23 protein-coding genes are annotated in these 20,128 nt (G+C 68.5%); 13 read left to right on the forward strand and 10 right to left on the reverse strand.

Annotation, left to right across the window (positions count from 1 at the left end; all coding sequences use genetic code 11):
- Positions 1–49: 49 nt before the first annotated feature.
- The 3 genes from sdhA to sdhC are packed head-to-tail and all read right to left on the reverse strand — an operon-like array spanning position 50 to position 2,660.
- Positions 50–1,849: a succinate dehydrogenase flavoprotein subunit gene (gene sdhA / locus SMN802W_RS0105655; protein ID WP_019515926.1), complete on the reverse strand. Its 1,800-nt coding sequence runs from the start codon at positions 1,847–1,849 to the stop codon at positions 50–52.
- Positions 1,849–2,226 (reverse strand): succinate dehydrogenase, hydrophobic membrane anchor protein, encoded by a 378-nt coding sequence (gene sdhD, locus SMN802W_RS0105660; protein ID WP_019515927.1) that lies wholly within the window; start codon positions 2,224–2,226, stop codon positions 1,849–1,851. The genes sdhA and sdhD overlap by 1 nt, the downstream gene beginning before the upstream one ends.
- The gene (sdhC, locus tag SMN802W_RS16505; RefSeq protein WP_037523175.1) at positions 2,226–2,660 is read right to left on the reverse strand and encodes a succinate dehydrogenase, cytochrome b556 subunit; all 435 of its coding nucleotides are present in this window, start codon (positions 2,658–2,660) and stop codon (positions 2,226–2,228) included. Before sdhC ends, sdhD begins: the two co-directional genes overlap by 1 nt.
- Before the next feature lie 113 nt (positions 2,661–2,773).
- Between sdhC and SMN802W_RS0105670 the strand changes: the two genes are divergently transcribed.
- Genes SMN802W_RS0105670 through SMN802W_RS0105680 form a run of 3 tightly spaced genes read left to right on the forward strand, consistent with a single transcriptional unit; the run spans position 2,774 to position 5,857 of the window.
- Positions 2,774–4,150, forward strand: coding sequence for a methyl-accepting chemotaxis protein (locus tag SMN802W_RS0105670; RefSeq protein WP_019515929.1), 1,377 nt, complete (start codon positions 2,774–2,776; stop codon positions 4,148–4,150).
- A 53-nt stretch (positions 4,151–4,203) separates the two neighbouring features.
- Positions 4,204–4,914 (forward strand): SDR family NAD(P)-dependent oxidoreductase, encoded by a 711-nt coding sequence (locus tag SMN802W_RS0105675; protein ID WP_019515930.1) that lies wholly within the window; start codon positions 4,204–4,206, stop codon positions 4,912–4,914.
- A complete protein-coding gene (locus SMN802W_RS0105680) occupies positions 4,904–5,857 on the forward strand; it encodes a 50S ribosomal protein L11 methyltransferase (RefSeq protein WP_019515931.1) in 954 nt (317 codons plus the stop codon). The genes SMN802W_RS0105675 and SMN802W_RS0105680 overlap by 11 nt, the downstream gene beginning before the upstream one ends.
- A gap of 4 nt (positions 5,858–5,861) precedes the next feature.
- Here the strand turns inward: SMN802W_RS0105680 and SMN802W_RS0105685 are convergent, their stop codons facing one another.
- The 4 genes from SMN802W_RS0105685 to rsmI all read right to left on the reverse strand — a co-directional run bounded on the left by SMN802W_RS0105685 (position 5,862) and on the right by rsmI (position 8,892).
- Positions 5,862–6,464 carry a DedA family protein gene (locus tag SMN802W_RS0105685; RefSeq protein WP_019515932.1) on the reverse strand — a complete coding sequence of 201 codons (603 nt, stop codon included), beginning with the start codon at positions 6,462–6,464 and terminating at the stop codon, positions 5,862–5,864.
- Positions 6,465–6,510: 46 nt separating this feature from the next.
- The gene (gene gshB, locus SMN802W_RS0105690) at positions 6,511–7,476 is read right to left on the reverse strand and encodes a glutathione synthase (protein ID WP_019515933.1); all 966 of its coding nucleotides are present in this window, start codon (positions 7,474–7,476) and stop codon (positions 6,511–6,513) included.
- 140 nt (positions 7,477–7,616) lie between these two features.
- A complete protein-coding gene (locus tag SMN802W_RS0105695) occupies positions 7,617–7,997 on the reverse strand; it encodes a YraN family protein (protein ID WP_019515934.1) in 381 nt (126 codons plus the stop codon).
- Between the two features lie 46 nt (positions 7,998–8,043).
- The gene (rsmI, locus tag SMN802W_RS0105700; RefSeq protein ID WP_026325793.1) at positions 8,044–8,892 is read right to left on the reverse strand and encodes a 16S rRNA (cytidine(1402)-2'-O)-methyltransferase; all 849 of its coding nucleotides are present in this window, start codon (positions 8,890–8,892) and stop codon (positions 8,044–8,046) included.
- Between rsmI and SMN802W_RS0105705 the strand changes: the two genes are divergently transcribed.
- Complete coding sequence (locus SMN802W_RS0105705; RefSeq protein ID WP_026325794.1) at positions 8,891–10,099, forward strand: penicillin-binding protein activator; 1,209 nt, start codon at positions 8,891–8,893, stop codon at positions 10,097–10,099. The two genes, rsmI and SMN802W_RS0105705, sit on opposite strands and share 2 nt — an antisense overlap.
- A gap of 13 nt (positions 10,100–10,112) precedes the next feature.
- Here the strand turns inward: SMN802W_RS0105705 and hemW are convergent, their stop codons facing one another.
- Positions 10,113–11,300, reverse strand: a complete 1,188-nt coding sequence (hemW, locus tag SMN802W_RS0105710) for a radical SAM family heme chaperone HemW (protein WP_019515937.1) — start codon at positions 11,298–11,300, stop codon at positions 10,113–10,115.
- Positions 11,301–11,311: 11 nt separating this feature from the next.
- Here hemW and SMN802W_RS0105715 point away from each other — a divergent pair, with 11 nt between their 5' ends.
- The 5 genes from SMN802W_RS0105715 (at position 11,312) to SMN802W_RS0105735 (ending at position 15,073) form a co-directional block, all read left to right on the forward strand.
- Positions 11,312–11,893, forward strand: a complete 582-nt coding sequence (locus SMN802W_RS0105715; protein ID WP_019515938.1) for a CAP domain-containing protein — start codon at positions 11,312–11,314, stop codon at positions 11,891–11,893.
- A 62-nt stretch (positions 11,894–11,955) separates the two neighbouring features.
- Positions 11,956–13,443: an aminotransferase class I/II-fold pyridoxal phosphate-dependent enzyme gene (locus SMN802W_RS0105720; protein ID WP_019515939.1), complete on the forward strand. Its 1,488-nt coding sequence runs from the start codon at positions 11,956–11,958 to the stop codon at positions 13,441–13,443.
- Positions 13,444–13,733: 290 nt separating this feature from the next.
- Positions 13,734–13,925: a hypothetical protein gene (locus tag SMN802W_RS0105725; RefSeq protein ID WP_156818737.1), complete on the forward strand. Its 192-nt coding sequence runs from the start codon at positions 13,734–13,736 to the stop codon at positions 13,923–13,925.
- Positions 13,910–14,131 (forward strand): hypothetical protein, encoded by a 222-nt coding sequence (locus SMN802W_RS0105730; RefSeq protein WP_156818738.1) that lies wholly within the window; start codon positions 13,910–13,912, stop codon positions 14,129–14,131. Before SMN802W_RS0105725 ends, SMN802W_RS0105730 begins: the two co-directional genes overlap by 16 nt.
- Before the next feature lie 57 nt (positions 14,132–14,188).
- Entirely contained in the window at positions 14,189–15,073 is an 885-nt protein-coding gene (locus tag SMN802W_RS0105735) for an alpha/beta hydrolase family esterase (protein ID WP_238560113.1), read from the forward strand.
- 42 nt (positions 15,074–15,115) lie between these two features.
- Here SMN802W_RS0105735 and rdgB read toward each other — a convergent pair whose 3' ends face one another.
- Both rdgB and rph read right to left on the reverse strand, forming a co-directional pair.
- Positions 15,116–15,742, reverse strand: a complete 627-nt coding sequence (gene rdgB, locus SMN802W_RS0105740) for an RdgB/HAM1 family non-canonical purine NTP pyrophosphatase (RefSeq protein ID WP_019515943.1) — start codon at positions 15,740–15,742, stop codon at positions 15,116–15,118.
- A complete protein-coding gene (gene rph / locus SMN802W_RS0105745) occupies positions 15,739–16,452 on the reverse strand; it encodes a ribonuclease PH (RefSeq protein WP_019515944.1) in 714 nt (237 codons plus the stop codon). Before rph ends, rdgB begins: the two co-directional genes overlap by 4 nt.
- A 114-nt stretch (positions 16,453–16,566) precedes the next feature.
- On the opposite strand from rph, the gene SMN802W_RS16510 reads away from it, so the two are divergent.
- The 4 genes from SMN802W_RS16510 to SMN802W_RS0105765 all read left to right on the forward strand — a co-directional run bounded on the left by SMN802W_RS16510 (position 16,567) and on the right by SMN802W_RS0105765 (position 20,067).
- Positions 16,567–17,061 carry a DUF6438 domain-containing protein gene (locus SMN802W_RS16510; RefSeq protein ID WP_019515945.1) on the forward strand — a complete coding sequence of 165 codons (495 nt, stop codon included), beginning with the start codon at positions 16,567–16,569 and terminating at the stop codon, positions 17,059–17,061.
- A 43-nt stretch (positions 17,062–17,104) separates the two neighbouring features.
- Positions 17,105–18,160, forward strand: a complete 1,056-nt coding sequence (hrcA, locus tag SMN802W_RS0105755) for a heat-inducible transcriptional repressor HrcA (RefSeq protein ID WP_026325795.1) — start codon at positions 17,105–17,107, stop codon at positions 18,158–18,160.
- A 30-nt stretch (positions 18,161–18,190) separates the two neighbouring features.
- Entirely contained in the window at positions 18,191–18,736 is a 546-nt protein-coding gene (grpE, locus tag SMN802W_RS0105760) for a nucleotide exchange factor GrpE (RefSeq protein WP_019515947.1), read from the forward strand.
- A 107-nt stretch (positions 18,737–18,843) separates the two neighbouring features.
- Complete coding sequence (locus tag SMN802W_RS0105765; protein ID WP_019515948.1) at positions 18,844–20,067, forward strand: threonine synthase; 1,224 nt, start codon at positions 18,844–18,846, stop codon at positions 20,065–20,067.
- Positions 20,068–20,128: the final 61 nt, after the last annotated feature.

Below are 20,128 nucleotides of genomic sequence, written 5' to 3' on the forward strand. Positions count from 1 at the left end.
CGCCGGAGGTCATCCGGCGGGTTCCTGTCAGTCGAACCTGATCGACGCCTTAGTAGACGCGCTTCTTCGGCTTGATGTATTCGATGTCGTCGGTCAGCGAATAGTCGTGCACCGGGCGATAGTCGATCGCGACCTGTCCACCCTTGCCGCCCCAGCCGTCGAAGGTGGCGATGGTGTGCTTCATCCAGTTCGCGTCGTCGCGATCGGGGAAGTCCTCGTGCATGTGCGCGCCGCGCGACTCCTTGCGGTTGTCGGCCGAGCGCATCGTGACGACCGCCTGCGACAGCAGATTGTCGAGCTCGAGCGTTTCGACGAGATCGGTGTTCCAGATCAGCGAGCGATCCTTGACCGACACGTCGCCGATCGAGGTGTAGACCTGATCGATCTTCTCGACACCCTCGGCGAGCAAAGCGGTGTCGCGGAACACCGCGCAATGCTTCTGCATCGTCCGCTGCATCTCACGACGGATGTGCGCGGTCGGGGTCGAGCCGGCGGCGTTGCGGAAGGTGTCAAGGCGGGTCAGCGCCATCTCCTCCGAACCCTTGGGCAGCGGATTGTGCGTGGTGTTTGGCTTCAGGATATCCTTGATCCTGAGACCCGTCGCGCGGCCGAACACGACCAGATCGATCAGGCTGTTCGAGCCGAGACGGTTGGCGCCGTGGACCGAGACGCATGCCGCCTCGCCGACCGCGAACAGACCGGGCACGACCGCGTCGGGGTTGCCGTCACGAAGGTTGACGACCTCGCCGTGATAGTTGGTCGGGATGCCGCCCATGTTGTAGTGGACTGTCGGCGTAACGGGCAACGGCTGGCGCGTCAGGTCGACGCCGGCGAAGATCTTGCCCGTCTCGGTGATGCCGGGCAGCCGCTCGTGCAGCACCTTGGGATCGATGTGGTCAAGGTGGAGGTAGATGTGATCGCCGTTCGGACCGACGCCGCGGCCCTCGCGCATCTCCGCCGCCATCGAGCGTGCGACGACGTCGCGGCTGGCGAGGTCCTTCGCGCTCGGCGCATAACGCTCCATGAAGCGCTCACCCTCGGAGTTGGTCAGATACCCGCCTTCGCCGCGCGCGCCCTCGGTGATGAGCACACCCGCGCCGTAGATGCCGGTCGGGTGGAATTGCACGAACTCCATGTCCTGCAAGGGGAGACCCGCGCGCAGCACCATCGCGTTGCCGTCACCGGTGCAGGTGTGTGCCGACGTGGCGGAGAAGTAGCAGCGCCCGTAACCACCGGTCGCCAGCACGACATTGTGCGCGCGGAAACGGTGGATCGAGCCGTCTTCCATGCAGAGCGCGATGACGCCGCGGCAGACGCCGTTCTCCATGATCAGGTCGAGCGCGAAATATTCGACGTAGAAGTCGGCGTCGTACTTGAGCGACTGCTGGTACAGCGCGTGGAGCATCGCGTGACCGGTACGGTCGGCGGCGGCGCAGGTGCGCTGAACCGGGGGGCCTTCGCCCATGTTCTGCATGTGGCCGCCGAACGGGCGCTGGTAGATCGTGCCGTTGTCGTTGCGGCTGAACGGCACACCGGCGTGCTCAAGCTCGTACACCGCCTGCGGTGCTTCGCGCACCATGTATTCGATCGCGTCCTGGTCGCCAAGCCAGTCGGAGCCCTTGACGGTGTCGAACATGTGCCACGACCAGTGATCGGGCGAGTTGTTGCCGAGCGATGCTGCGATGCCGCCCTGCGCGGCGACCGTGTGGCTTCGCGTCGGGAAGACCTTGGTGATGCAGGCGGTCTTGAGGCCGCTTTCCGCGATCCCCATCGTCGCGCGCAGGCCCGAGCCGCCCGCGCCGACGACAACGGCGTCATAGGTGTGGTCGATGATCTGATAGGCAGCCATTACTGCGCGGCTCCGAAGGCGATCTTGAGGATGGAGAAGATGGCGACGCCCGCGATGGCGGCGGCATACACGTTGAGCAGCACGATCGACACGAAGCGGCTCTGCATCCGTGCATAGTCCTCAATCGCGACCTGCAACCCTAAGCGGAAGTGGTACACGACCGACACGATCAGCAGCAGCATCGGGATCGCCGCCCAGGCCGAACCGAGCCACAGCCGCACGGTCGCGAAATCATACGCCGGCAGCATCGCCAGCGAGGCAAGCAGCCACACCATCAGCAGCAGGTTGGTGCCCGCGGTCAGTTTCTGGTGCCACCAGTGATGCACACCCTCGTGCGCGCTGCCGTAACCGCGGACGCGGCCGAGTTCGGTGCTCATTACTTCAACCCCAGCCAGAGCCAGAACAGGACCGTCATGACGATCGAGAAGACGAAGGTCATTCGCGCGAACAACTGGTTGGTCTTCAGCTCGAACGCGGCGCCCGTGTCCATGACGAGGTGGCGGATGCCGCTCGCCAGATGCTGGAACACCGACCAGGTCAGCCCGATGCCGACGACGTAGCCGATGACGTTCAGGTGTCCGGCCGAGGTGGCGAACACGTCGCGGAACGTCGCATAGGCATGCTCGCCCGCGGCGATCGCGGCGAGCCACCACACCAGCAGGATCGCGCCCACCGTCGCCATCGCCGCACCGGTCGCGCGGTGCGTGATCGAGGTCAGCATCGCGGGGCTGAAACGGTAATGAAATTGCATCGGGCCCGTGAAGAGGTGCGGGCTCCTCGGGCGGGATCGGGGGGCGGGTCGGCTGGCCAACGTCGGTTCCTTTCAGTCAGATGCCCTTAACCGCCATGCCGCGCGATGCAAGGGTGGCGGCACGTCCGGCACGTCTAACGCGGCATTAACCGGTTCGCGGTACACGCAGGGCCATGACCTTCATGACGCAGCGCCTAGAGCCGATCGATCTGCCGACCCCGGGTTCGATCGCGGCGAAACTGGACTTGGCCGCGCGGTTCCGCGTGTTCGATGCCGACGGCCGGCTGGCGGCGATGAGCCGCGCGACGTGGGAGGCGATCGCGCCCGATGTTGTCGCGATCTCGACCGCTTACTGGAACCAGTGGCAGCGCTGTTTCGAAAGCGGCAAGGTGTGGGCGCCACACGACACCGAGCGGATGATCGAGCTGGGCTGCGCGTTCCTGGAAAGCCGCTTCCTGCGCACACGCGAGCGCGGCTGGGTCGAATCGATCGAGCGTTCGGTGGCCTCCGCCTATGCCGCCGACGTGACGCCGATGGCGCTGTTGTCGATGATCAGCGCGAGCGACCGCGCCGCGCTCGACAGCCTGATGGGCCGGGTGCCCGCGGGTGACGCGCGGTTGGCCGAATTGGTCGACACGTTGATGCGGCTGTCGGCGCTGGAAGGCGAGATCACCGTCGAGCTCTACGCCGCGTTTCGCGAGCATAGCGCGCAGATGGCGCGCGACCGGCTGGCAGTCGAGTTCCGTGACGGCATCGCGGTGACGGTCGAGGCGGCGACGCAGAACGGTGACGGGCTGCGCCAGCAGGCGGCGGGTGCGTCGGCCTCGGCGCGCGGAATGCTGGGCAAGGCGAGCGAGGTCGCGGCGGCGGCGGAGCAATCAGCAGTGGCGATGCGCGATGCCGCGTCGACCGCGGCCGGGCTGATCCGCGCGATCGAGGACGCACGCGTCGAGGTGGAGGCAGCGGCCGAGATCGCGACCAAGGCAGGGCGGCAGGCGGGCGACGCGGTGAGCGTGTCCGAGGCGCTGAGCGAACATGCGAAATCGATCGAATCGATCCTGGGGCTGATCCGCGACATCGCGGGGCAGACCAACCTGCTTGCGCTGAACGCCACGATCGAGGCGGCACGCGCAGGTGACGCCGGGCGCGGCTTCGCGGTGGTGGCGCAGGAGGTGAAGAGCCTCGCCAATCAGACCGCGCGCGCAACCGATGATATCGCGGGCAAGATCGCTGCGATCCAAACCGCGACGCGCACGACGGTCGATACCTCCGCCTCGATCCGCACCACCGTGCTGGAGGTGCAGGATTCGGCCACGCGTATCCGTCATGCGATGGAAGCGCAGGCGCATACGGTCACTGCGATCACCGCGGCGGTCGACGAAACCGCGCTTGCCGCCGATTCGATGTCCCACACGATCGCGGCGATCCGGTCGGATACGGAGGGCGTGGCGAGCGAGATCGACGCGTTGCAGGACGAGTTCGCGCATGTCGGCGCCCGGCTGGAAGCGCTGCGCGGGTCGGCGGAGGAGTTCGCGCGCAGCGTCGCCTGACGCGCGGCGAGCGGCGTTGCTGCAATGGCGGCGGCGTCCTACAGCCGCGTGCCATGAGCAACATTCTTCTCACCGGTTCGAGCCGCGGCATCGGCGCGGCGATCGCCGAGGCGTTGTTGAACGCGGGCCATCAGGTCGTCGGGCATGGCACGGCAAGCGGCGTGCCGGCCGACTTCGCCGATCCGAGCGCCCCGGACCGTTTGTGGGACACAGCGCTCGAGCGGCTGGACGGGCGCATCGACGTGCTGATCAACAATGCCGGCGTGTTCGAGTCCAATCCGCTCGACAGCGCCGATGACGCGTGGCTTTCGGGGTGGGAGCGGACGATGCAGGTCAATCTGACCGCCTCCGCCATCCTGTGCCGTCGCGCGGTCCTGCACTGGCAAGAGGTGGGGCAGGAACAGGCGCCCGACGGACGGATTGTCAACGTCGCGAGCCGCGCGGCCTATCGCGGCGACAGTCCGGCGCACTGGCATTATGCCGCGTCGAAGGCGGGGATGGTCGCGATGACCAAGACGATCGCGCGGGGTTATGCCGGCGAGGGCATTCTGGCGTTCGCGATCTGCCCGGGATTTACCATGACGGGCATGGCCGAGGATTATCTCGCCAGCCGCGGCGGCGATAAGCTGCTCGCCGACATTCCGCTCGGACGGGTGGCGTCGCCCGAGGAAGTCGCAGAGACCGCGCGCTGGCTCGCGACCGACGCGCCGGCGTCGATGACGGGTGCGGTGATCGACGTGAACGGGGCGAGCTATGTCCGCTGAGGAAGGCGCGATCGACAGCTGGCGCGTCACGCTGCCGTGCACCCGCGCCGAGGCCGAGGCGATCGACGCCGCCGACGATCTGACGATCGACGCGGTGCTGATGACGACCGAGGAGGTCGAGGACGACCGCGAGCACTGGCGGCTCGACGCTTATTGCGAGTACGAGCCCGACGCCGCGATGATCGACGCGCTGCGGGCGTTGGTGCCGAGTGCGGCGGGCGTTGCGCCGATCGTCGAGCCGCTGACCGCGCAGGACTGGGTGACGATGAGCCAGGCGGGGCTGGAGCCGATCCGCGAGGGCCGCTTCGTCGTGCATACCAGCGCGCATCCGATCGCGCCGCCCGAGGGTGGCCGCGCGTTCCTGATCGACGCGGGTCAGGCGTTCGGGACCGGGCACCATGCGACGACGGCGGGGTGTCTGGCGATGCTCGACGGATTGTCCGGGCGGACGTTCTCCAATGTCATCGACCTGGGCACCGGCACTGGGCTGCTCGCCTTTGCCGCGCAGCATCTGTGGCCAGCGGCGGCGATCACCGCGACCGACATCGATCCGGCGGCGATCGTGGTGACGCAAGAGAATGCGGCGGCGAACCGGGTGGCCGAGCTGCGGCTGCTGGTCGCCGACGGCGCGTTGAGCGACGAGATCGCGGCCCGCGCACCCTATGATCTGGTGATCGCCAACATCCTGGCCGGCCCGCTGATCTCGATGGCGCCGGAGGTGGCGGCGATCGCTGCCCCGGGCGCAGCGATCGTGCTGGCGGGATTGCTCGAAACGCAGCGTGCCGAGGTGGTGGCGGCATTCGAGGCGTGCGGGTGCGTGCTGGAAGCGGTCAATCGGCGTGGCGACTGGACGATCCTGCGACTGCGTGGCGGCGACGAGCGCTTCGTGCCGACGAAGCCGTTCGATCCGAAGGGTCGCGATGGCTGGGCGCTCGACCTGTAGCGGGTTAGCGCCCGCGCGGGTGCCAAGTGACGACGCGGTAGAGGTAGACCAATACCGCGACGACCATCAGCGCGATGCCGACCGGGCCGACATATTTGTCGAGCTCTGCATAGCGCGTGCCGAGGTAATAGCCCGCGCCGCCCAGGATCACGTTCCAGATCGCCGAGCCGAGGAACGTCCATAGGCTAAAGCGCCACAAGGGCATCGCGGTCATGCCGGCGGGCAGCGAGATCATGGTGCGGAACGTCGGCATGAAGCGGAACACGAACACGACCCAGCCGCCCTGCCGCTGAAAGAAGGTGTGGATGCGCTCAACATCGTCCCATTCGAGCGTCAGCCAGCGGCCGTGGCGTTCAACAAAGGGGCGGAAGCGCGTGTAGCCGAGCCGGCGGCCGACCTCGTACCAGAATAGGTTTCCGACCGTGGTGCCGGCGGTACCCCACAGCACCAGCGGCACCATCGCCATCTGCCCGCGCGCGACCGCGATCCCGCCCAGCCCCATGATCACCTCCGACGGGATCGGCGGAAAGATGTTCTCCAGCGCCATCAGCAGGAAGATGCCGAGGTAACCGCCCCAGGCGATCCAATCGAGGACGAGATCGGTCACGGGCAGCGGCGTTCGGTCATGCGATCGGGCAACGGCCGCGCCGGCGTCAGCGTTCCGTTACACGCCGCTCGATCGCGTCCCAGATCATGCCCGCCACGTCGGTGCCGTCGAACCGTTCAATCGCGACGATGCCGGTCGGCGAGGTCACGTTGATCTCGGTCAGCCACTCGCCGCCAATCACGTCGATGCCGACGAAGATCAGCCCGCGACGCTTCAACTCCGGGCCGAGTATATCGCAGATTTCGCGCTCGCGTGGCGTAAGCTCAGTCTTCTCGGCCGAACCGCCGACCGCGAGGTTGGAGCGGATTTCGCCGACGCCGGGCAAGCGGTTGATCGCGCCCGCGACCTCGCCGTCGACCAGCACGATGCGTTTATCGCCCTTCGCCACGTCAGGCAGGAACGCCTGCACCATGTGCGGCTCGCGCCAGGTCTGGTTGAAGATTTCGAACAACGCGGACAGGTTGAGGCCATTTTCCTCGACCTTGAAGATCGCCTTGCCGCCGTTGCCGTGGAGCGGCTTGACCACGATCTGACCGTGTTTGCTGAAAAAGGCGCGCGCTTCCTCCAGGCTGCGGGTGACCAGCGTCGGCGGCATGAAGCGCGCATAGTCGAGCACGAACACCTTTTCGGGTGCGTTGCGGACGCTGGCGGGATCGTTGACGACGAGCGTACGGTCGGCGATCCGTTCGAGCAGGTGGGTCGCGGTGATGTAACCAAGATCGAACGGCGGGTCCTGCCGCATCAGCACCGCGTCGGCCTCGTCGCCGAGGTCGAGATTGACGGGATCACCGAAGCGGAAATGATCGCGCGCGCCCGGCGTGCTGGGTGGCTGGACGGTGACCGGATGCGCCTTCGCCCACAGCCGGCCATCGGACCAGTTCAGGTCCTCCGCCTGATAGTGGAACAGGCGGTGCCCGCGTGCCTGCGCGGAGAGCATCAGCGCGAAGGTTGAGTCGCCCGCGACGTTGATCTGGTCGAGCGGGTCCATCTGGACGGCGACGGTGAGCGACATGGTTCCTCCGGACAGCGTATCCGCTCCGACCTAGGCGCGGGGCAGGCGGTTGTCACCCGCGAGCGGCTGATCACGCGGGGAAGGTCGCGAACGTCACCCCGCTGCGCATGGGTGTGCGGAGGCGACACAGCCGGGTTCGCTCAACCAATCCAGGCGTTCTCGATGTGGCGCGGGCGTGTGCCCGGTGCGAGCAGGATCACGTCGACGCGGATGTCGTCGCCCGGCCCGGCATAATGCGGCATCAGCACCTCCGCCGCGGCGGCAACGCGCGCGAGCCGGCGCTGGTCGATCGCGTGGTCGAGCTCGGCGGCGGTGCGGCGCATCTTCACCTCGACGAACGCGATCAGGTTGCCGCGGCGCGCGACCAGATCGACCTCGCCCGCGGGCGTGCGGACGCGGCGGTCGAGGATGCGCCAGCCCTTCAGTCGCAGCCACCATGCCGCCAGCCGCTCGCCACGCCGCCCGCTCGTCTCCGCCGCGCGGCGTTGATCGGGGGAGCGTGCGGGGGCGGGGCGCGGCATGGCGCGATCCTGCGCGGGGTGGGCGACCGGCGCAAGCCGGATCGGGCTAGCGTTCGCCCTTCATCGCCAGCGCGCGGGCGTAGAGTGTCCTGCGATCCAATCCGAGCGCGCGGGCGACTTCGCCTGCGGCCTTGGCGGCGGGGAGCCGGGTGAGCGCCTCGGCGAGTGCCGCGTCGCCGTCGTCGGCGCTGGCGGGGGCGGGCGGCTCGGGCGGCGCGACGACGATGACGATCTCGCCCTTTGGGGGCGTATCGGCGTAGCGCGCGGCGAGGGTGGAGAGGCGACCGGTAACGGCTTCCTCGAACTTCTTGGTGATTTCGCGCGCGACCGCGGCCTCGCGGTCGCCGAGGCCGTCGGCGAGTGCGGACAGGCAGGCCGAAAGGCGCGGGCCGCTTTCGTACAGGACCAGCGTTGCGCGGACGGCGGCGACCTCGGCGATCGCCTCGGCGCGGGCGTGCTGTTTGGAGGGCAGGAAGCCGAGGAAGAGGAAACGGTCGGTCGGAAGTGCTGCGAGCGTCAGCGCGGCGATCGCGGCGCAGGGACCGGGGATCGTCACCACCGCATGGCCGGCGGCGCGCGCATCGCGCACCAGCTTGTAGCCGGGATCGGAGATGAGCGGGGTGCCTGCATCCGAGACGAGCGCGACCGCCTCGGTCGCCATGCGCGCGATTAGTTGCGGTCGCATCCCCTCCGCATTGTGGTCGTGATAGGGCAGCATCGGCCGCTTGACCCCGATGTGGCGCAGGAGGCCCGCGGTGACTCGCGTGTCCTCCACCGCGACCGCGTCGGCGCGGCTCAGGATGTCGGCAGCGCGGGGAGAAAGGTCAGCGAGATTGCCGATCGGCGTCGCGACGATGTACAGACCGGGAGATAGAGGTTCCACGAGGGGTGTCATGGCAGAATCGAAGCGGGGGCCGCAACCGACACGCGCGGTTTCGAAACTGGTAGCGCTGGCGGCGGCGGTACTTTTGTCCGCTTGCGCCACCGTCGTACCGCGTGGGCCGACGCCCGCGCCCGATCGGCCCGTGGCGCAGAAACCGCGCCCGACGCGTGGTCCCGACACAGGCGGCGTTATCGCGGGCGTGCCGCAGGATGCGGAGCGCAACCGTGTCGCGCTGCTGGTGCCATTGTCGGGCAGCAACGCGGGGGTCGGGCGGAGCATCGCCAATGCGACGCAGCTGGCGCTGCTCGACGCGCGCAGCCAGCAGGTGCGCATCACCAATTACGACACCGCAACCGGCGCGGCGGCGGCGGCGAATCGTGCAATTGCGGAGGGCGCGCAGTTGATCCTCGGCCCGCTGCTGGCCGACGACGTGCGCGCGGTGACGCCGATTGCCAGGCGCGCGGGCGTGCCGGTGATCTCCTTCTCCAACGACGTCAGCGTTGCCGGCAACGGCACCTATGTGATGGGCTATGCGCCGAACCAGTCGATCGAGCGCGTGGTCGCGTTCGCGCGCAGCCAGGGCGTGCAGAACTTCGGCGGGCTGGTGCCCAATGCGCTTTACGGATCGCGTGCCTCGACGGTGTTCCTGCGCGCGGTCGAGCAGGCGGGCGGGCGCGTCGTGTCGCTGCAGACCTACGATCGTGCGCCGTCCGCAGTCGCGCAGGCGGTGACGCGGATGAACAAGGATGCGCCGTTCGACGCGGTGATGATCGCGGACGGCGGCAGCACCGCGGCGGCGGCGGCGCCGCTCCTCAAGCGTGCGAGCCCGTCGACGCGGCTGCTCGGCACCGAATTGTGGAACTCCGATCGCGCGGTGGCGACGCAGGCCGCGCTGAACGGGGCGTGGTTCGCGAGCGTGCCCGACAATCTGTATCGCCAGTATGCGCAGAACTATCGCGCGCGGTTCAGCGCAGGCCCGTACCGGTTGTCGAGCCTGGGTTACGATGCGGTGCTGCTGGTCGTGCGGATCTCGCGCGACTGGCGCGTCGGCAGCGCCTTTCCGCAGAACCGGTTGCGCGATGCGGACGGTTTCGCGGGCATCGACGGCGCGTTCCGCTTCGGTCGCGACGGCGTCGCCGAGCGCGCGCTGGAGGTGCAGGAGGTGCGCGGCGGCACGACGGTGACGGTGTCGCCCGCGCCGACGCGGTTCGACGATTGAGGCGGGCGCGGTTCTAGGCCGCCGCCTCGTCGGCGCGGACGACGCGCGGCAGGATCGCGTCGAGCAGTAGCATGCCCGCGTCGGTGACCGTCAGGTGATCCCCGTTCAGGCGGATCAGATCGGGTAGCTGCTGGACGGCGCGGCGGTCGATCAGCGCGTCGATCGGCAATCCGGTGCGGCGCGTGATGCGCGAAAGGTCGACACCCTCCGCCAGTCGCAGCCCCATCAGCAACGCCTCCGATGCGCGCGTGGCGGGAGTGAGTGGTTCCTCGAGCTCGATTCCGTGCCGGTTGCGGTCGACGGCGTTAAGCCAGTTCTCCGGCTTGCGGCGACGCTGCGTCGCGAGATTGCCGCGGCGGCCGTGCGCGCCGGGGCCGATACCGGCGTAATCGCGGTAGCGCCAATAGGCGAGGTTGTGGCGGCTCTCCGCGCCGGGCCGCGCGTGGTTCGACACCTCATAGGCGGGAATGCCTGCGTCGGCGGTGATCGCGCGCGTGAGCTCGAAAAGGTCGGCAGCGGCGTCGGCATCGGGAATGACGAGGCGGCTGGCCGCGGCCTCGGTCGCGAAACGCGTGCCTGGCTCGATCGTCAGCTGGTAGAGCGAAAGGTGTTCGGTGCCGAACGCCAGTGCGCGGCGCAACTCCGCCTGCCACGCATCGATCGGCTGGTCGGGGCGGGCGTAGATCAGGTCGAAGCTGACGCGCGCGAAGGCGCGTTGCGCGGTGTCGAGCGCACCAAGCCCCTCCGCCACGTCGTGGGCGCGGCCGAGGAAGTGGAGCGCGCAGTCGTCGAGCGCCTGCAAGCCCAGCGAGACACGGTTGACGCCCGCTGCGGCGAGGTCGGCGAAGCGTGCGGCCTCGACCGAGGACGGGTTCGCCTCCAGCGTGATCTCGAGATCGGGCACAGGCGTCCAGGCAGCGGCGGCTGCATCGATGATCGCGGCGACGGTCTCGGGCGGCATCAGCGAGGGGGTGCCGCCGCCGAAGAAGATCGAGCCGAGCCGGCGGCCGGGCAGCGCGGCGACCTCATGCGCGAGGTCGAGCAGCAGCGCATCACGCCAGCGCGCCTGATCAACTGTTTCGCGCACGTGGCTGTTGAAGTCGCAATAGGGGCATTTGGAGACGCAGAACGGCCAGTGGACGTAGAGCGCGAGCGGTTCGTCTTGGCTCAACACGGGGGAAGCAGGATTGTCGGGCGTCATGCCGCGCCCATATGGCGTTGATGATGCCGAAACGCCACGTCGCGCTGCTTGCGCTCGCTTTGTCGGTGATCGGGCTGCCGGCATGTTCGGCGGGCACGAGCGCGCCGGCGCCCGAGCGGGTAGTGGAGGCGCGGACCAGCGGTTCCCCGGCGGCGCGGGGGAGCGGGCTGCTGCGACGCGTGATGCTCGCGCGGCACAATGCGGCGCGTGCCGAGCTTGGGCTGACACCGCTGGCGTGGGACGAGGCACTTGCGCGTGATGCGCAGCGCTACGCCGAGCAGATGGCGCAGAGCGGCCGCTTCGCGCACGCCGACCAACATGGGCAAGGCGAGAATCTGTTCACCGGCACGCGTGGCGCATACTCCTACGCCGAGATGATCGACCTGTGGCTGGCGGAGCGGCGCGACTTCGTCAACGCGCCAACGCCGGGGTTCAGCCGTACCGGGCGCGCGGGCGATGTGGCGCATTACACGCAGATCGTCTGGCGCGGCACGCGCGCAATCGGCTGCGCGCTGGCCGCGAACGCGAGAGACGACTTCCTCGTGTGCCGCTACTCGCCGCCCGGCAATGTCGTGGGTGAGCGAAGTTACTGATTTATTTTCATGACATAGGTGGAACGGTAGGACACGTCGGCATGGGGCGGCGTTCGTGCCGCATGGATCAGACCCAGGCACCCATTATCGACTCGCTGCAGCAGATCGAGCGTCGCAAGGTTCACGGTTTCGGCGCGCCGGGGCATCATCAAGGTGCAGCGCTGCCGCGTGACTTGGAGAAAGTGCTGGGCAAGCGCGTGTTCGAGGCCGATGTGATCACGCCCAAGGGGCTGGATGACCGGACCGAAGGCGCACACGTGCTGCAACGCGCGCACGAGATTGCAGCGGAAGCCTGGCAGGCGGATTTCTGCCGCTTCGTGACGGGTGGATCGACACAGAGCCTGCACACCGCGCTGGCGGCGGTGGCGGCGCCGGGCGACACGGTGCTGCTCGCCGCAAACGTCCACAAGGCCGAGCGAGCCCATGCGCTGGCCGTAGGCTTGAACGCCCGGATCGTGCCGGTGATGATCGACGACGCGTTCGACATCGAGCACGGTGTCGCGCCGGAGGCGCTCGCCGCGGCGCTCGACGCGAACCCGGATGCGAAGGCGTTCGTCGTCGTCTCGCCGACCTATTTCGGTGTGACGAGCGACATCGGTGCGCTGGCGGCGATCTGTCATTCGCGCGGAGTGCCGCTGATCTGCGACGCCGCATGGGGCGGTGCGTTCGCCTTCTGCGAGGCGCTGCCCGACGATGCGCTGACCAAGGACGCCGATGTCGCGGTCTACAGCGTCCATAAGACCATGGGCGCACTGACGCAGGGGTCGGCGCTGCTGGCGCAAGGCGAGTTGGTCGATCGTCAGCGACTGTGGATGGCCTACGAATTGTTCGAGACGACAAGCCCGTCGGTGCCGATCTTAGCCAGCCTGGATGTCGCGCGACGCGAGCATGCGCTTTACGGCGAGGCGATCTGGGGCAAGGCACTGGAGCGGGCGGCGGACCTGCGGGCGCGGCTGAACAAGATCAAGGGCGTGCGCGTGTTCGGTCGCGAAGACCTGCCGGCGGGCAGCGACCTGGACGAGACCAAGGTGCTGGTCGACGTGAGCGCGCTGGGTGCGTCGGGCTATGCGATCGATGATTGGCTGAACAAGGAATACCGTGTCAGCGTCGGACTGTCGGACGCGCGGCATCTGCTCGCGATCGTTGCGCCGGGCACGACGGCGGCGGACGTGCGTGCGTTGGCGCGCGGGCTGGCGGCGTGCGCGAAAGGCTTGCGCAAGGGCACGCTGTCGCTGGCGCCGACCGGCGATGCGCCGCCACTGCGTATGCTAAAGGTCGAAATGGCGTTGGATGCAGGCGAAGCGTTGTTTGGTGCGGTCGAGCAGGTGCCGCTCGAGCAGGCGGAAGGCCGCATCGCGGCGGAGACGATCGCGCCTGCGCCGCCGGGCGTGCCGCGGCTGGTGCCGGGACAGCGGATCAGTGCGGCGCACGTCGCCTGGCTCACCGCCAATCGCGACGCGGGCGCATTCTTCCTCGATCCGATCGACCCGAGCGAGCGGACGATCCGCGTCGTGGCGGAAGCACCGGCGCAGGCGATCGCGGCAGAATAGGTACGCCGTCGCTGTCGCACGTGTGCGATCGACGCGTCACCAGCGGGATCGTAGAAGAGGGAGCAGCGACTCCGTTGTCGACTTGGCCCGGCAAGTCGAACCCCGCCGAAAGGCGCGCGATCCTATCGATATGACGCTTAGGTGGATGCTGGGGGGGGCGCGTCGGAAGGCTGCCGGCGCGCGATGTGGCGCGGCATGTCGGATCAGCGCCAAATGTGGTCGACCCGGCATACGACAGGCGCAAACATCATCCCGGGGGACGACATATGTGCTGGTTCTTGATTGCGGGCATGACCATGTTCGCCTCCGTGTCGACGGCGCAAACGCCACTGCCAAACTTTTGTGAGCGTCTGGCGCCGCAGATCGGCCTCAAGCCGAAGCCGCCGACCGGCAAAGAGAAGGTGCCGGTATGGGAGGTGAACACGCTTGGCGGGCTGAAGACCGCGCTGCTCGGGGGGCGACGCTGGTGTCGTTCGGCGTGACCCCGGTCGGGACTGCCAGCCCCGCCGATTATCAACGATTGCAGAAAACCTGCGCGCAGGCCGGCAAGGAACTGGTGTGCCGCGTGGCAGAGCCGCTACACCTGACGGTGACGACGAAGAACGGGAATGGCGAGGTCGAGGCTGCGCCGGGAGAAACGGCGACCGTGTCGATGCGGGGAACGCGGATTACCTGTCGCAACAGCTGATCGGATGCGCGGTCAGCGCGCTTCGATCGTTGAGTAAAGTTCGCTAGGCTGATGCACATGATCGCTCGTCTTATGTACGCCTTGCTTCTGGGCATCCTGTCCATTCCGTTCGCACCTCCGGTCGCTGCCGCGCCGGTCTGTCGCGCCGGCGCGCTGGCCGCGCTACCCGAGCATGCGCTGGTGCATCTGCCGGCCACGGCGACTGACGAAGCGTTGCCGCTGGTCATCCTGCTTCACGGCAGCACCGGCACGGGCGCGCAGATGCTGCGCGACAGCGGGCTTGCCGCGACTGCCGACCGGCACGGCTTCGTCGTTGTCGCGCCCGACGGCGGGATTGCGGCGGGGCATGGCTTCGTCTGGAATATTCCGGGCGTGCAGACCGTCACGGGTGCGATGCCGCCGGCGGACGCGCGCGACGACGTTACGTATCTGACCCGGCTGATCGATCGGCTGGCCGCGACCGGCTGCGTCGATCCGGCGCGCGTTTATGCGACGGGGTTGTCGGGCGGCGGGCGGATGGCCTCGTGGCTGGGCTGTATCGCCGCGCGCCGCTTCGCGGCGATCGCGCCGGTGGTGGGGCTGCGCGCTGGGCGGCCGCTCGCCGGTGAGCCGATGCGGCCCGATCCGGCGACGTGCCGCCCAGACGCACGGATGCCGGTGCTCGCCTTCTCTGGCGATGCCGACACGACCAATCCGATCGCGGGCGGCGGCGCGCCATATTGGCAATATGCGCAGGCCGCGGCGTTGCAGCGCTGGGCGACGATCAACGGCTGCAGCGAGCCCTACGCGCGCGTGATCGACATACGGACCTACGAACAGGGCTATGCACGCTGCCCGGACGGGGCGAGCGTCGCGGCGCGGGTGGTGCGCGGCGGCACGCACAGCTGGTCGGTGGTCAACAATGAGGCGATGTGGGCGTTTCTGTCGCGACATCGCCGCTGACGGGAACGGTCGGGGCGCAGCAACCGCCGCACCCCGTTTGGATCAGAACACCGCAGCCACCATCTGGCGGAATGCGTCGCCGCGATGGCTGATCTCGTTCTTGGCCGGCTCTTCCATCTCGCCGAAGGTCACGTCATGGCCTGCGGGCACGAAGACGGGATCGTAGCCGTGGCCCTTGTGCCCACGCGGTGGCCAGACGAGCGTGCCGTCGACGCGGCCCTCGAACCACTCAACGTGTCCATCGGGCCAGGCGAGCGCCAGTGCGCAGACGAAATGCGCGTCGCGGGGCGGATCGTCCTGCGCGGCGAGCTTGTCCTCGACCAGCCGCATCGCATGGCCGAAATCCTTGTTCTCGCCGCCCCAGCGCGCGGAGAAGATGCCGGGATCGCCGCCCAGCGCATCGACGCACAGCCCGCTGTCGTCGGCGAGCGCGGGGAGGCCGGACAGATCAGCAGCGGCGCGCGCCTTCAGCTCCGCGTTCATGACGAAGGTGGTGCCGGTCTCCTCCGGCTCGGGCAGGTCGAGCGCGCCCGCGGAGACGACGTCGAGCCCGCGGCCCTCGAGCAGTGCGGCGATCTCGCGCACCTTGCCGGCGTTATGACTGGCGATCACCAGCTTGCCGGGCTGGAGCTTGCGGATCGCCTGCGGCTCTTTGCCCTCACCACTCATTGCGTGGCGCGGTCCTGCGCCGCGAAGATCTCGGTGCAGCCGATGCGGGCGAGGCGGAGCAGGCGGAGCAGTGCTTCCTCGTCGTAGGTGGCGTGTTCGGCGGTCGCCTGTGCCTCGGCGATGTTGCCGTTGCCGAGCAGGACGAAGTTGCCGTCGGCGTCGGCGTTCGAATCCTCGTCATAGTCGAGGTCGAGCACCGGCTGACCCTGATAGATGCCGCACGACACCGCCGCGACCTTTTGCGTGATCGGGTCGGCGGTAAGTTTACCCTGCGCCATCAGCGTGTTGACCGCGAGGCGAAGCGCGACCCACGCGCCCGAGATCGCGGCGGTGCGCGTGCCGCCGTCGGCCTGGATCACGTCGCAGTCGAGCGTGATCTGCCGCTCCCCCAGCAGCTTCATGTCGGTGATCGCGCGAAGCGAGCGGCCGATCAGCCGCTGAATCTCCTGCGTGCGGCCCGATTGCTTGCCCTTCGCCGCCTCGCGGCTGCCGCGGGTGTGTGTGGCGCGCGGGAGCATGCCATATTCGGCGGTGACCCAGCCCTGGCCCTTGCCGCGCAGGAACGGCGGCACGCGTTCCTCAACGCTCGCCGTGACGAGCACGCGCGTGTCGCCAAAGCCGATCAGCACCGAACCCTCGGCGTGGCGGGTGAAATGGGGCTCGATCGTGATGGCGCGCATCTGGTCGGGCGCACGGCCGCTGGGACGCATGAGAACTCCTTGGGTAGATAGTTGGCGATGGCCGTAGCGGGTGGCGGGAGGCGACGCCAGAGCGGGCGGGGATGTTCATGGCCGTGACACGATCGCGAGGGTAGGGCTGAAACGATGCGAACCCCGATTCTGCTCGCCGCCGCCGCGTTGACGCTGTCAGCCTGTGTTACCACGCGAACCGCGGCGCCTGTTGCTGCACCCACCGCGGCGATGCGGATCACCTATGACACCAGCGCGTGCTTCGGCACCTGCCCGGTCTATTCGGTGACGGTCGATACGAGCAGCGGAGCGGGCGAGTTCATCGGCACGCAGCACACGGCGGCGAGCGGCATCACGCGGTTCCAGGCGACGCCGGCGCAGGCACGCGCGTTCGGCGAGGCGGTGGCTGAGCTGCGCACGGTTGCGGGTGAGGGGATCCTTCCGGAGTCACCGCGCTGCCATACCCTGGCGAGCGACATGCCCGGACTGACGGTAATGTGGCAGGCGGGCGGTGAGCGCTCGGTCAAGCGGGTCGATTACGGCTGCTTCGACGAGGCGAACAAGGCGTTGTTCGCGCGGTTGCGTGCCGCGCCACGGCTGCTGCCGATCGCTTCGCTGATCGGGAAATAGCCGCGGCTTGTCGCGGGGCGGCGGGCGTGCCTACATCATGGCCATGAGCGCGACCCCGCCGATCGCCGAACTCTCCGACCGCGCGCGCGACATCTTTCGCCGTGTCGTCGACGGCTATCTGCACGACGGGCAGCCGGTGGGATCGAAGACGCTGGCGCAGGCCGGGCTCAACCTGTCGCCCGCCTCGATTCGCGGCGTGCTGGCGCAACTGGAGGCGATGGGGCTGCTCGCGGCGCCGCACACCAGCGCGGGACGGATGCCGACCGAGCGCGGGTTGCGGCTGTTCGTCGACGGCATGATGCAGGCGACCGAGCCGAGCGCAGAGGAGCGCGCGCAGATCGAGGCGCGCGCGGCCAATCGCGGGCCGGTGGAGGAAGCGCTGGCGGCGACCACCGCGGCGCTGTCGGGGCTGTCGGCGTGCGCGGGGCTGGTGATGGTGCCGAAGCGCGAGGCGGTGCTGCGCTCGATCGGGTTCGTGCCGTTAGGGCCTGGAACGAACGGGCCGCAGGCGCTCGCGGTGCTGGTGGCGGAGGACGGTGGGGTCGAGAACCGCGTCGTCGACCTGCCGCCGGGCGTTTCTGCGTCGGCGCTGGTCGAGGCAGGCAATTACATGACCGCGACGCTCGGCGGGCTGACGCTGGCCGAGGCGCGCACGCGGATCGAGCGCGAGCTGGGCGAAGGGCAGAGCGCACTCGATGTGGCGGCACGCACGCTGGTCGAGCGTGGTCTGGCGGTGTGGAGCGAGGACGGCGCTAGGCGATCGGTGCTGATCGTGCGCGGGCAGGGACGGCTGCTCGACGATGCGGCGGCGGCGGACCTGGAGCGGGTGCGCGAGCTGCTCGACGACCTGGAGGGCAAGCAGGAAGTGGCGGCGCTTTTGGGGGCGGCGAGCGCGGGCGACGCGACGCGCATCTTCATCGGCGCGGAGAACAAGCTGTTCGCGCTCAGCGGCTCGTCGGTGATTGCGAAGCCGTTTCGCGGTCTCGATGGGCGCGTCGTCGGTGTCGTGGGCGTGATCGGGCCTACGCGGTTGAACTACGCGCGGATCGTGCCGATAGTGGATTTCACCGCGGCGACGCTCGCCCGCCTGATGGGTTGAGCGAAGCCGGCATCTATCACAGGGGCAACAATGGCCGACGAGACGACGGAAGACCTGCGCGAACAGACCGCCGAGTCAGCACCCGAGCTGGCCGAGCACGACGGACAGGCCGCGCGCATCACCGAACTGGAAGAGCAGCTCGCTGCCGCGCAGCAGGAGACGCTGTACGCGCGCGCGGACATTCAGAACGTGCGCCGCCGCGCGGAGAAGGACTCCGCCGACGCGCGCGCCTATGCCGCGACCAATTTCGCGCGCGACGTGCTGTCGGTCGCGGACAATCTCGAGCGCGGGCTCGCCGCGATCCCGGCCGAGTTGCGCGAGGACGACAAGTTCAAGGGGCTGGTCACCGGGCTTGAGGCGACCGGTCGCGAGCTCGAAAAGGTGTTTGAGCGCAACGGCATCACGCGCATCGTCGCGATGGGCGAGCCGCTCGACCCCAACAAGCATCAGGCGATGATGGAGATGCCGAGCGACGCCGCGCCCGGCACGATCGTGCAGGAGATGCAGTCGGGCTGGATGATCAAGGATCGGCTGCTGCGCCCGGCGCTGGTCGCGGTGGCGAAGAAGCCGGATTGAGCATTCGCATTTCGAAAATTTGATGAGGGCGAGGACGATGTCCTCGCCCTTTGTCGTTTCGGCGGCAGGCATTGTTTCGGGGCGGGGGCGCTCTAGAACCTGCGCCCATGAACGAGAATCTCACCGCCGATCGCCCGACGTTTGTCACGCACCTCGAATGTTCGATGACGGGGGAGCGGTACGGGGCCGACCAGCTTCACAATCTGTCGCGTGTCGGGCGACCGTTGCTGGTGCGCTACGATTTGGAAGCGGTGGGTCAGGCACTATCGCGGGATGCACTGGTCGCGCGCGAGACAGATCTGTGGCGGTGGCGCGAGCTGCTGCCGGTCCGCCACACCCGCGACATCGTCAGCCTGGGCGAGATTGAAACGCCGCTGATCCCGGTGCCGAAAAGCGGCGGCGCCAACGTGCTGGTGAAGGACGAAGGACGGCTGCCGACTGGCAGCTTCAAGGCACGCGGGCTCGTCATGGCGGTGGCGATGGCGAAGGAGCTGGGCGTCACGCGGATCGCGATGCCGACCAACGGCAATGCGGGCGCGGCATTGGCGGCCTATGCGACGCGCTGCGGAATCGAGACGATCGTCTTCTGCCCCGAGGACACGCCCGAGATCAACGTGCGCGAGATCCAGGCGCAGGGCGCGCGGGTGTGGCGCGTCAACGGGCTGATCGACGATTGCGGCGCGATCGTCGGCAAGGGGGCAGGCGAGGGACGCTGGTTCGACTTCTCAACGCTGAAGGAGCCGTACCGGATCGAGGGCAAGAAGACGATGGGGCTGGAGCTCGCCGCGCAGATGGGTTGGCGGTTGCCTGATGCGATCTTCTACCCGACCGGCGGCGGCACGGGCCTGATCGGGATGTGGAAGGCGTTTGACGAGCTCGAGCGGCTGGGATGGATCGGGTCGGAGCGCCCGCGGATGTACGCGGTGCAGGCGTCGGGCTGCGCGCCGATCGTGCGCGCGTTCGAGGCGGGTGAGGAACATGCCGAGCGCTGGGAGGACGCGCACACCGTCGCTGCAGGTATTCGCGTGCCGCGCGCGGTGGGCGACTTCCTGATCCTGCGCGCAGTGCGCGAAAGCGGCGGCAAGGCGCTGGGCGTCGGTGATCCTGCGATCCTGAAGGCGGTCGACGAATGCGCACGGCGCGACGGGTTGCTGCTGTGCCCCGAAGGCGGTGCGACGCTGGCGGCGTACAGGCAGGCGCTCAAGGACGGCGAGGTGGACGAGGACGAGCAGGTCGTGCTGTTCAACTGCGCGACCGGGCTGAAATACCCGATGCCGGAGGCGCCCAACTGGCTCGACCGGCACGGCGCGATCGACTTCGATCAATTGTAATGTTCCGCCAATTGCGCCGTCACGTGGCGGCGCTAGGCTCTTGCCGACAAAAGGGTGAGGG

It is taken from the genome of Sphingomonas sp. Mn802worker, assembly GCF_000382485.1.
GTDB lineage: Bacteria > Pseudomonadota > Alphaproteobacteria > Sphingomonadales > Sphingomonadaceae > Sphingomonas.

What these genes read in the sequence shown, in the direction of transcription:
- hrcA (WP_026325795.1), top strand. Translation starts at nt 17,105, where the DNA reads ATGAGCGCGACCCCGCCGATCGCCGAACTCTCCGACCGCGCGCGCGAC.
- SMN802W_RS0105735 (WP_238560113.1), top strand. Translation starts at nt 14,189, where the DNA reads ATGATCGCTCGTCTTATGTACGCCTTGCTTCTGGGCATCCTGTCCATT.
- sdhD (WP_019515927.1), bottom strand. Translation starts at nt 2,226, where the DNA reads ATGAGCACCGAACTCGGCCGCGTCCGCGGTTACGGCAGCGCGCACGAG.
- sdhA (WP_019515926.1), bottom strand. Translation starts at nt 1,849, where the DNA reads ATGGCTGCCTATCAGATCATCGACCACACCTATGACGCCGTTGTCGTC.
- SMN802W_RS16510 (WP_019515945.1), top strand. Translation starts at nt 16,567, where the DNA reads ATGCGAACCCCGATTCTGCTCGCCGCCGCCGCGTTGACGCTGTCAGCC.
- rsmI (WP_026325793.1), bottom strand. Translation starts at nt 8,892, where the DNA reads ATGACACCCCTCGTGGAACCTCTATCTCCCGGTCTGTACATCGTCGCG.
- rdgB (WP_019515943.1), bottom strand. Translation starts at nt 15,742, where the DNA reads ATGAGTGGTGAGGGCAAAGAGCCGCAGGCGATCCGCAAGCTCCAGCCC.
- rph (WP_019515944.1), bottom strand. Translation starts at nt 16,452, where the DNA reads ATGCGTCCCAGCGGCCGTGCGCCCGACCAGATGCGCGCCATCACGATC.
- SMN802W_RS0105670 (WP_019515929.1), top strand. Translation starts at nt 2,774, where the DNA reads ATGACCTTCATGACGCAGCGCCTAGAGCCGATCGATCTGCCGACCCCG.
- SMN802W_RS0105765 (WP_019515948.1), top strand. Translation starts at nt 18,844, where the DNA reads ATGAACGAGAATCTCACCGCCGATCGCCCGACGTTTGTCACGCACCTC.
- SMN802W_RS0105695 (WP_019515934.1), bottom strand. Translation starts at nt 7,997, where the DNA reads ATGCCGCGCCCCGCCCCCGCACGCTCCCCCGATCAACGCCGCGCGGCG.
- SMN802W_RS0105680 (WP_019515931.1), top strand. Translation starts at nt 4,904, where the DNA reads ATGTCCGCTGAGGAAGGCGCGATCGACAGCTGGCGCGTCACGCTGCCG.
- SMN802W_RS0105725 (WP_156818737.1), top strand. Translation starts at nt 13,734, where the DNA reads ATGACCATGTTCGCCTCCGTGTCGACGGCGCAAACGCCACTGCCAAAC.
- grpE (WP_019515947.1), top strand. Translation starts at nt 18,191, where the DNA reads ATGGCCGACGAGACGACGGAAGACCTGCGCGAACAGACCGCCGAGTCA.
- SMN802W_RS0105715 (WP_019515938.1), top strand. Translation starts at nt 11,312, where the DNA reads ATGGCGTTGATGATGCCGAAACGCCACGTCGCGCTGCTTGCGCTCGCT.
- SMN802W_RS0105705 (WP_026325794.1), top strand. Translation starts at nt 8,891, where the DNA reads ATGGCAGAATCGAAGCGGGGGCCGCAACCGACACGCGCGGTTTCGAAA.
- gshB (WP_019515933.1), bottom strand. Translation starts at nt 7,476, where the DNA reads ATGTCGCTCACCGTCGCCGTCCAGATGGACCCGCTCGACCAGATCAAC.
- hemW (WP_019515937.1), bottom strand. Translation starts at nt 11,300, where the DNA reads ATGACGCCCGACAATCCTGCTTCCCCCGTGTTGAGCCAAGACGAACCG.
- SMN802W_RS0105675 (WP_019515930.1), top strand. Translation starts at nt 4,204, where the DNA reads ATGAGCAACATTCTTCTCACCGGTTCGAGCCGCGGCATCGGCGCGGCG.
- SMN802W_RS0105720 (WP_019515939.1), top strand. Translation starts at nt 11,956, where the DNA reads ATGGATCAGACCCAGGCACCCATTATCGACTCGCTGCAGCAGATCGAG.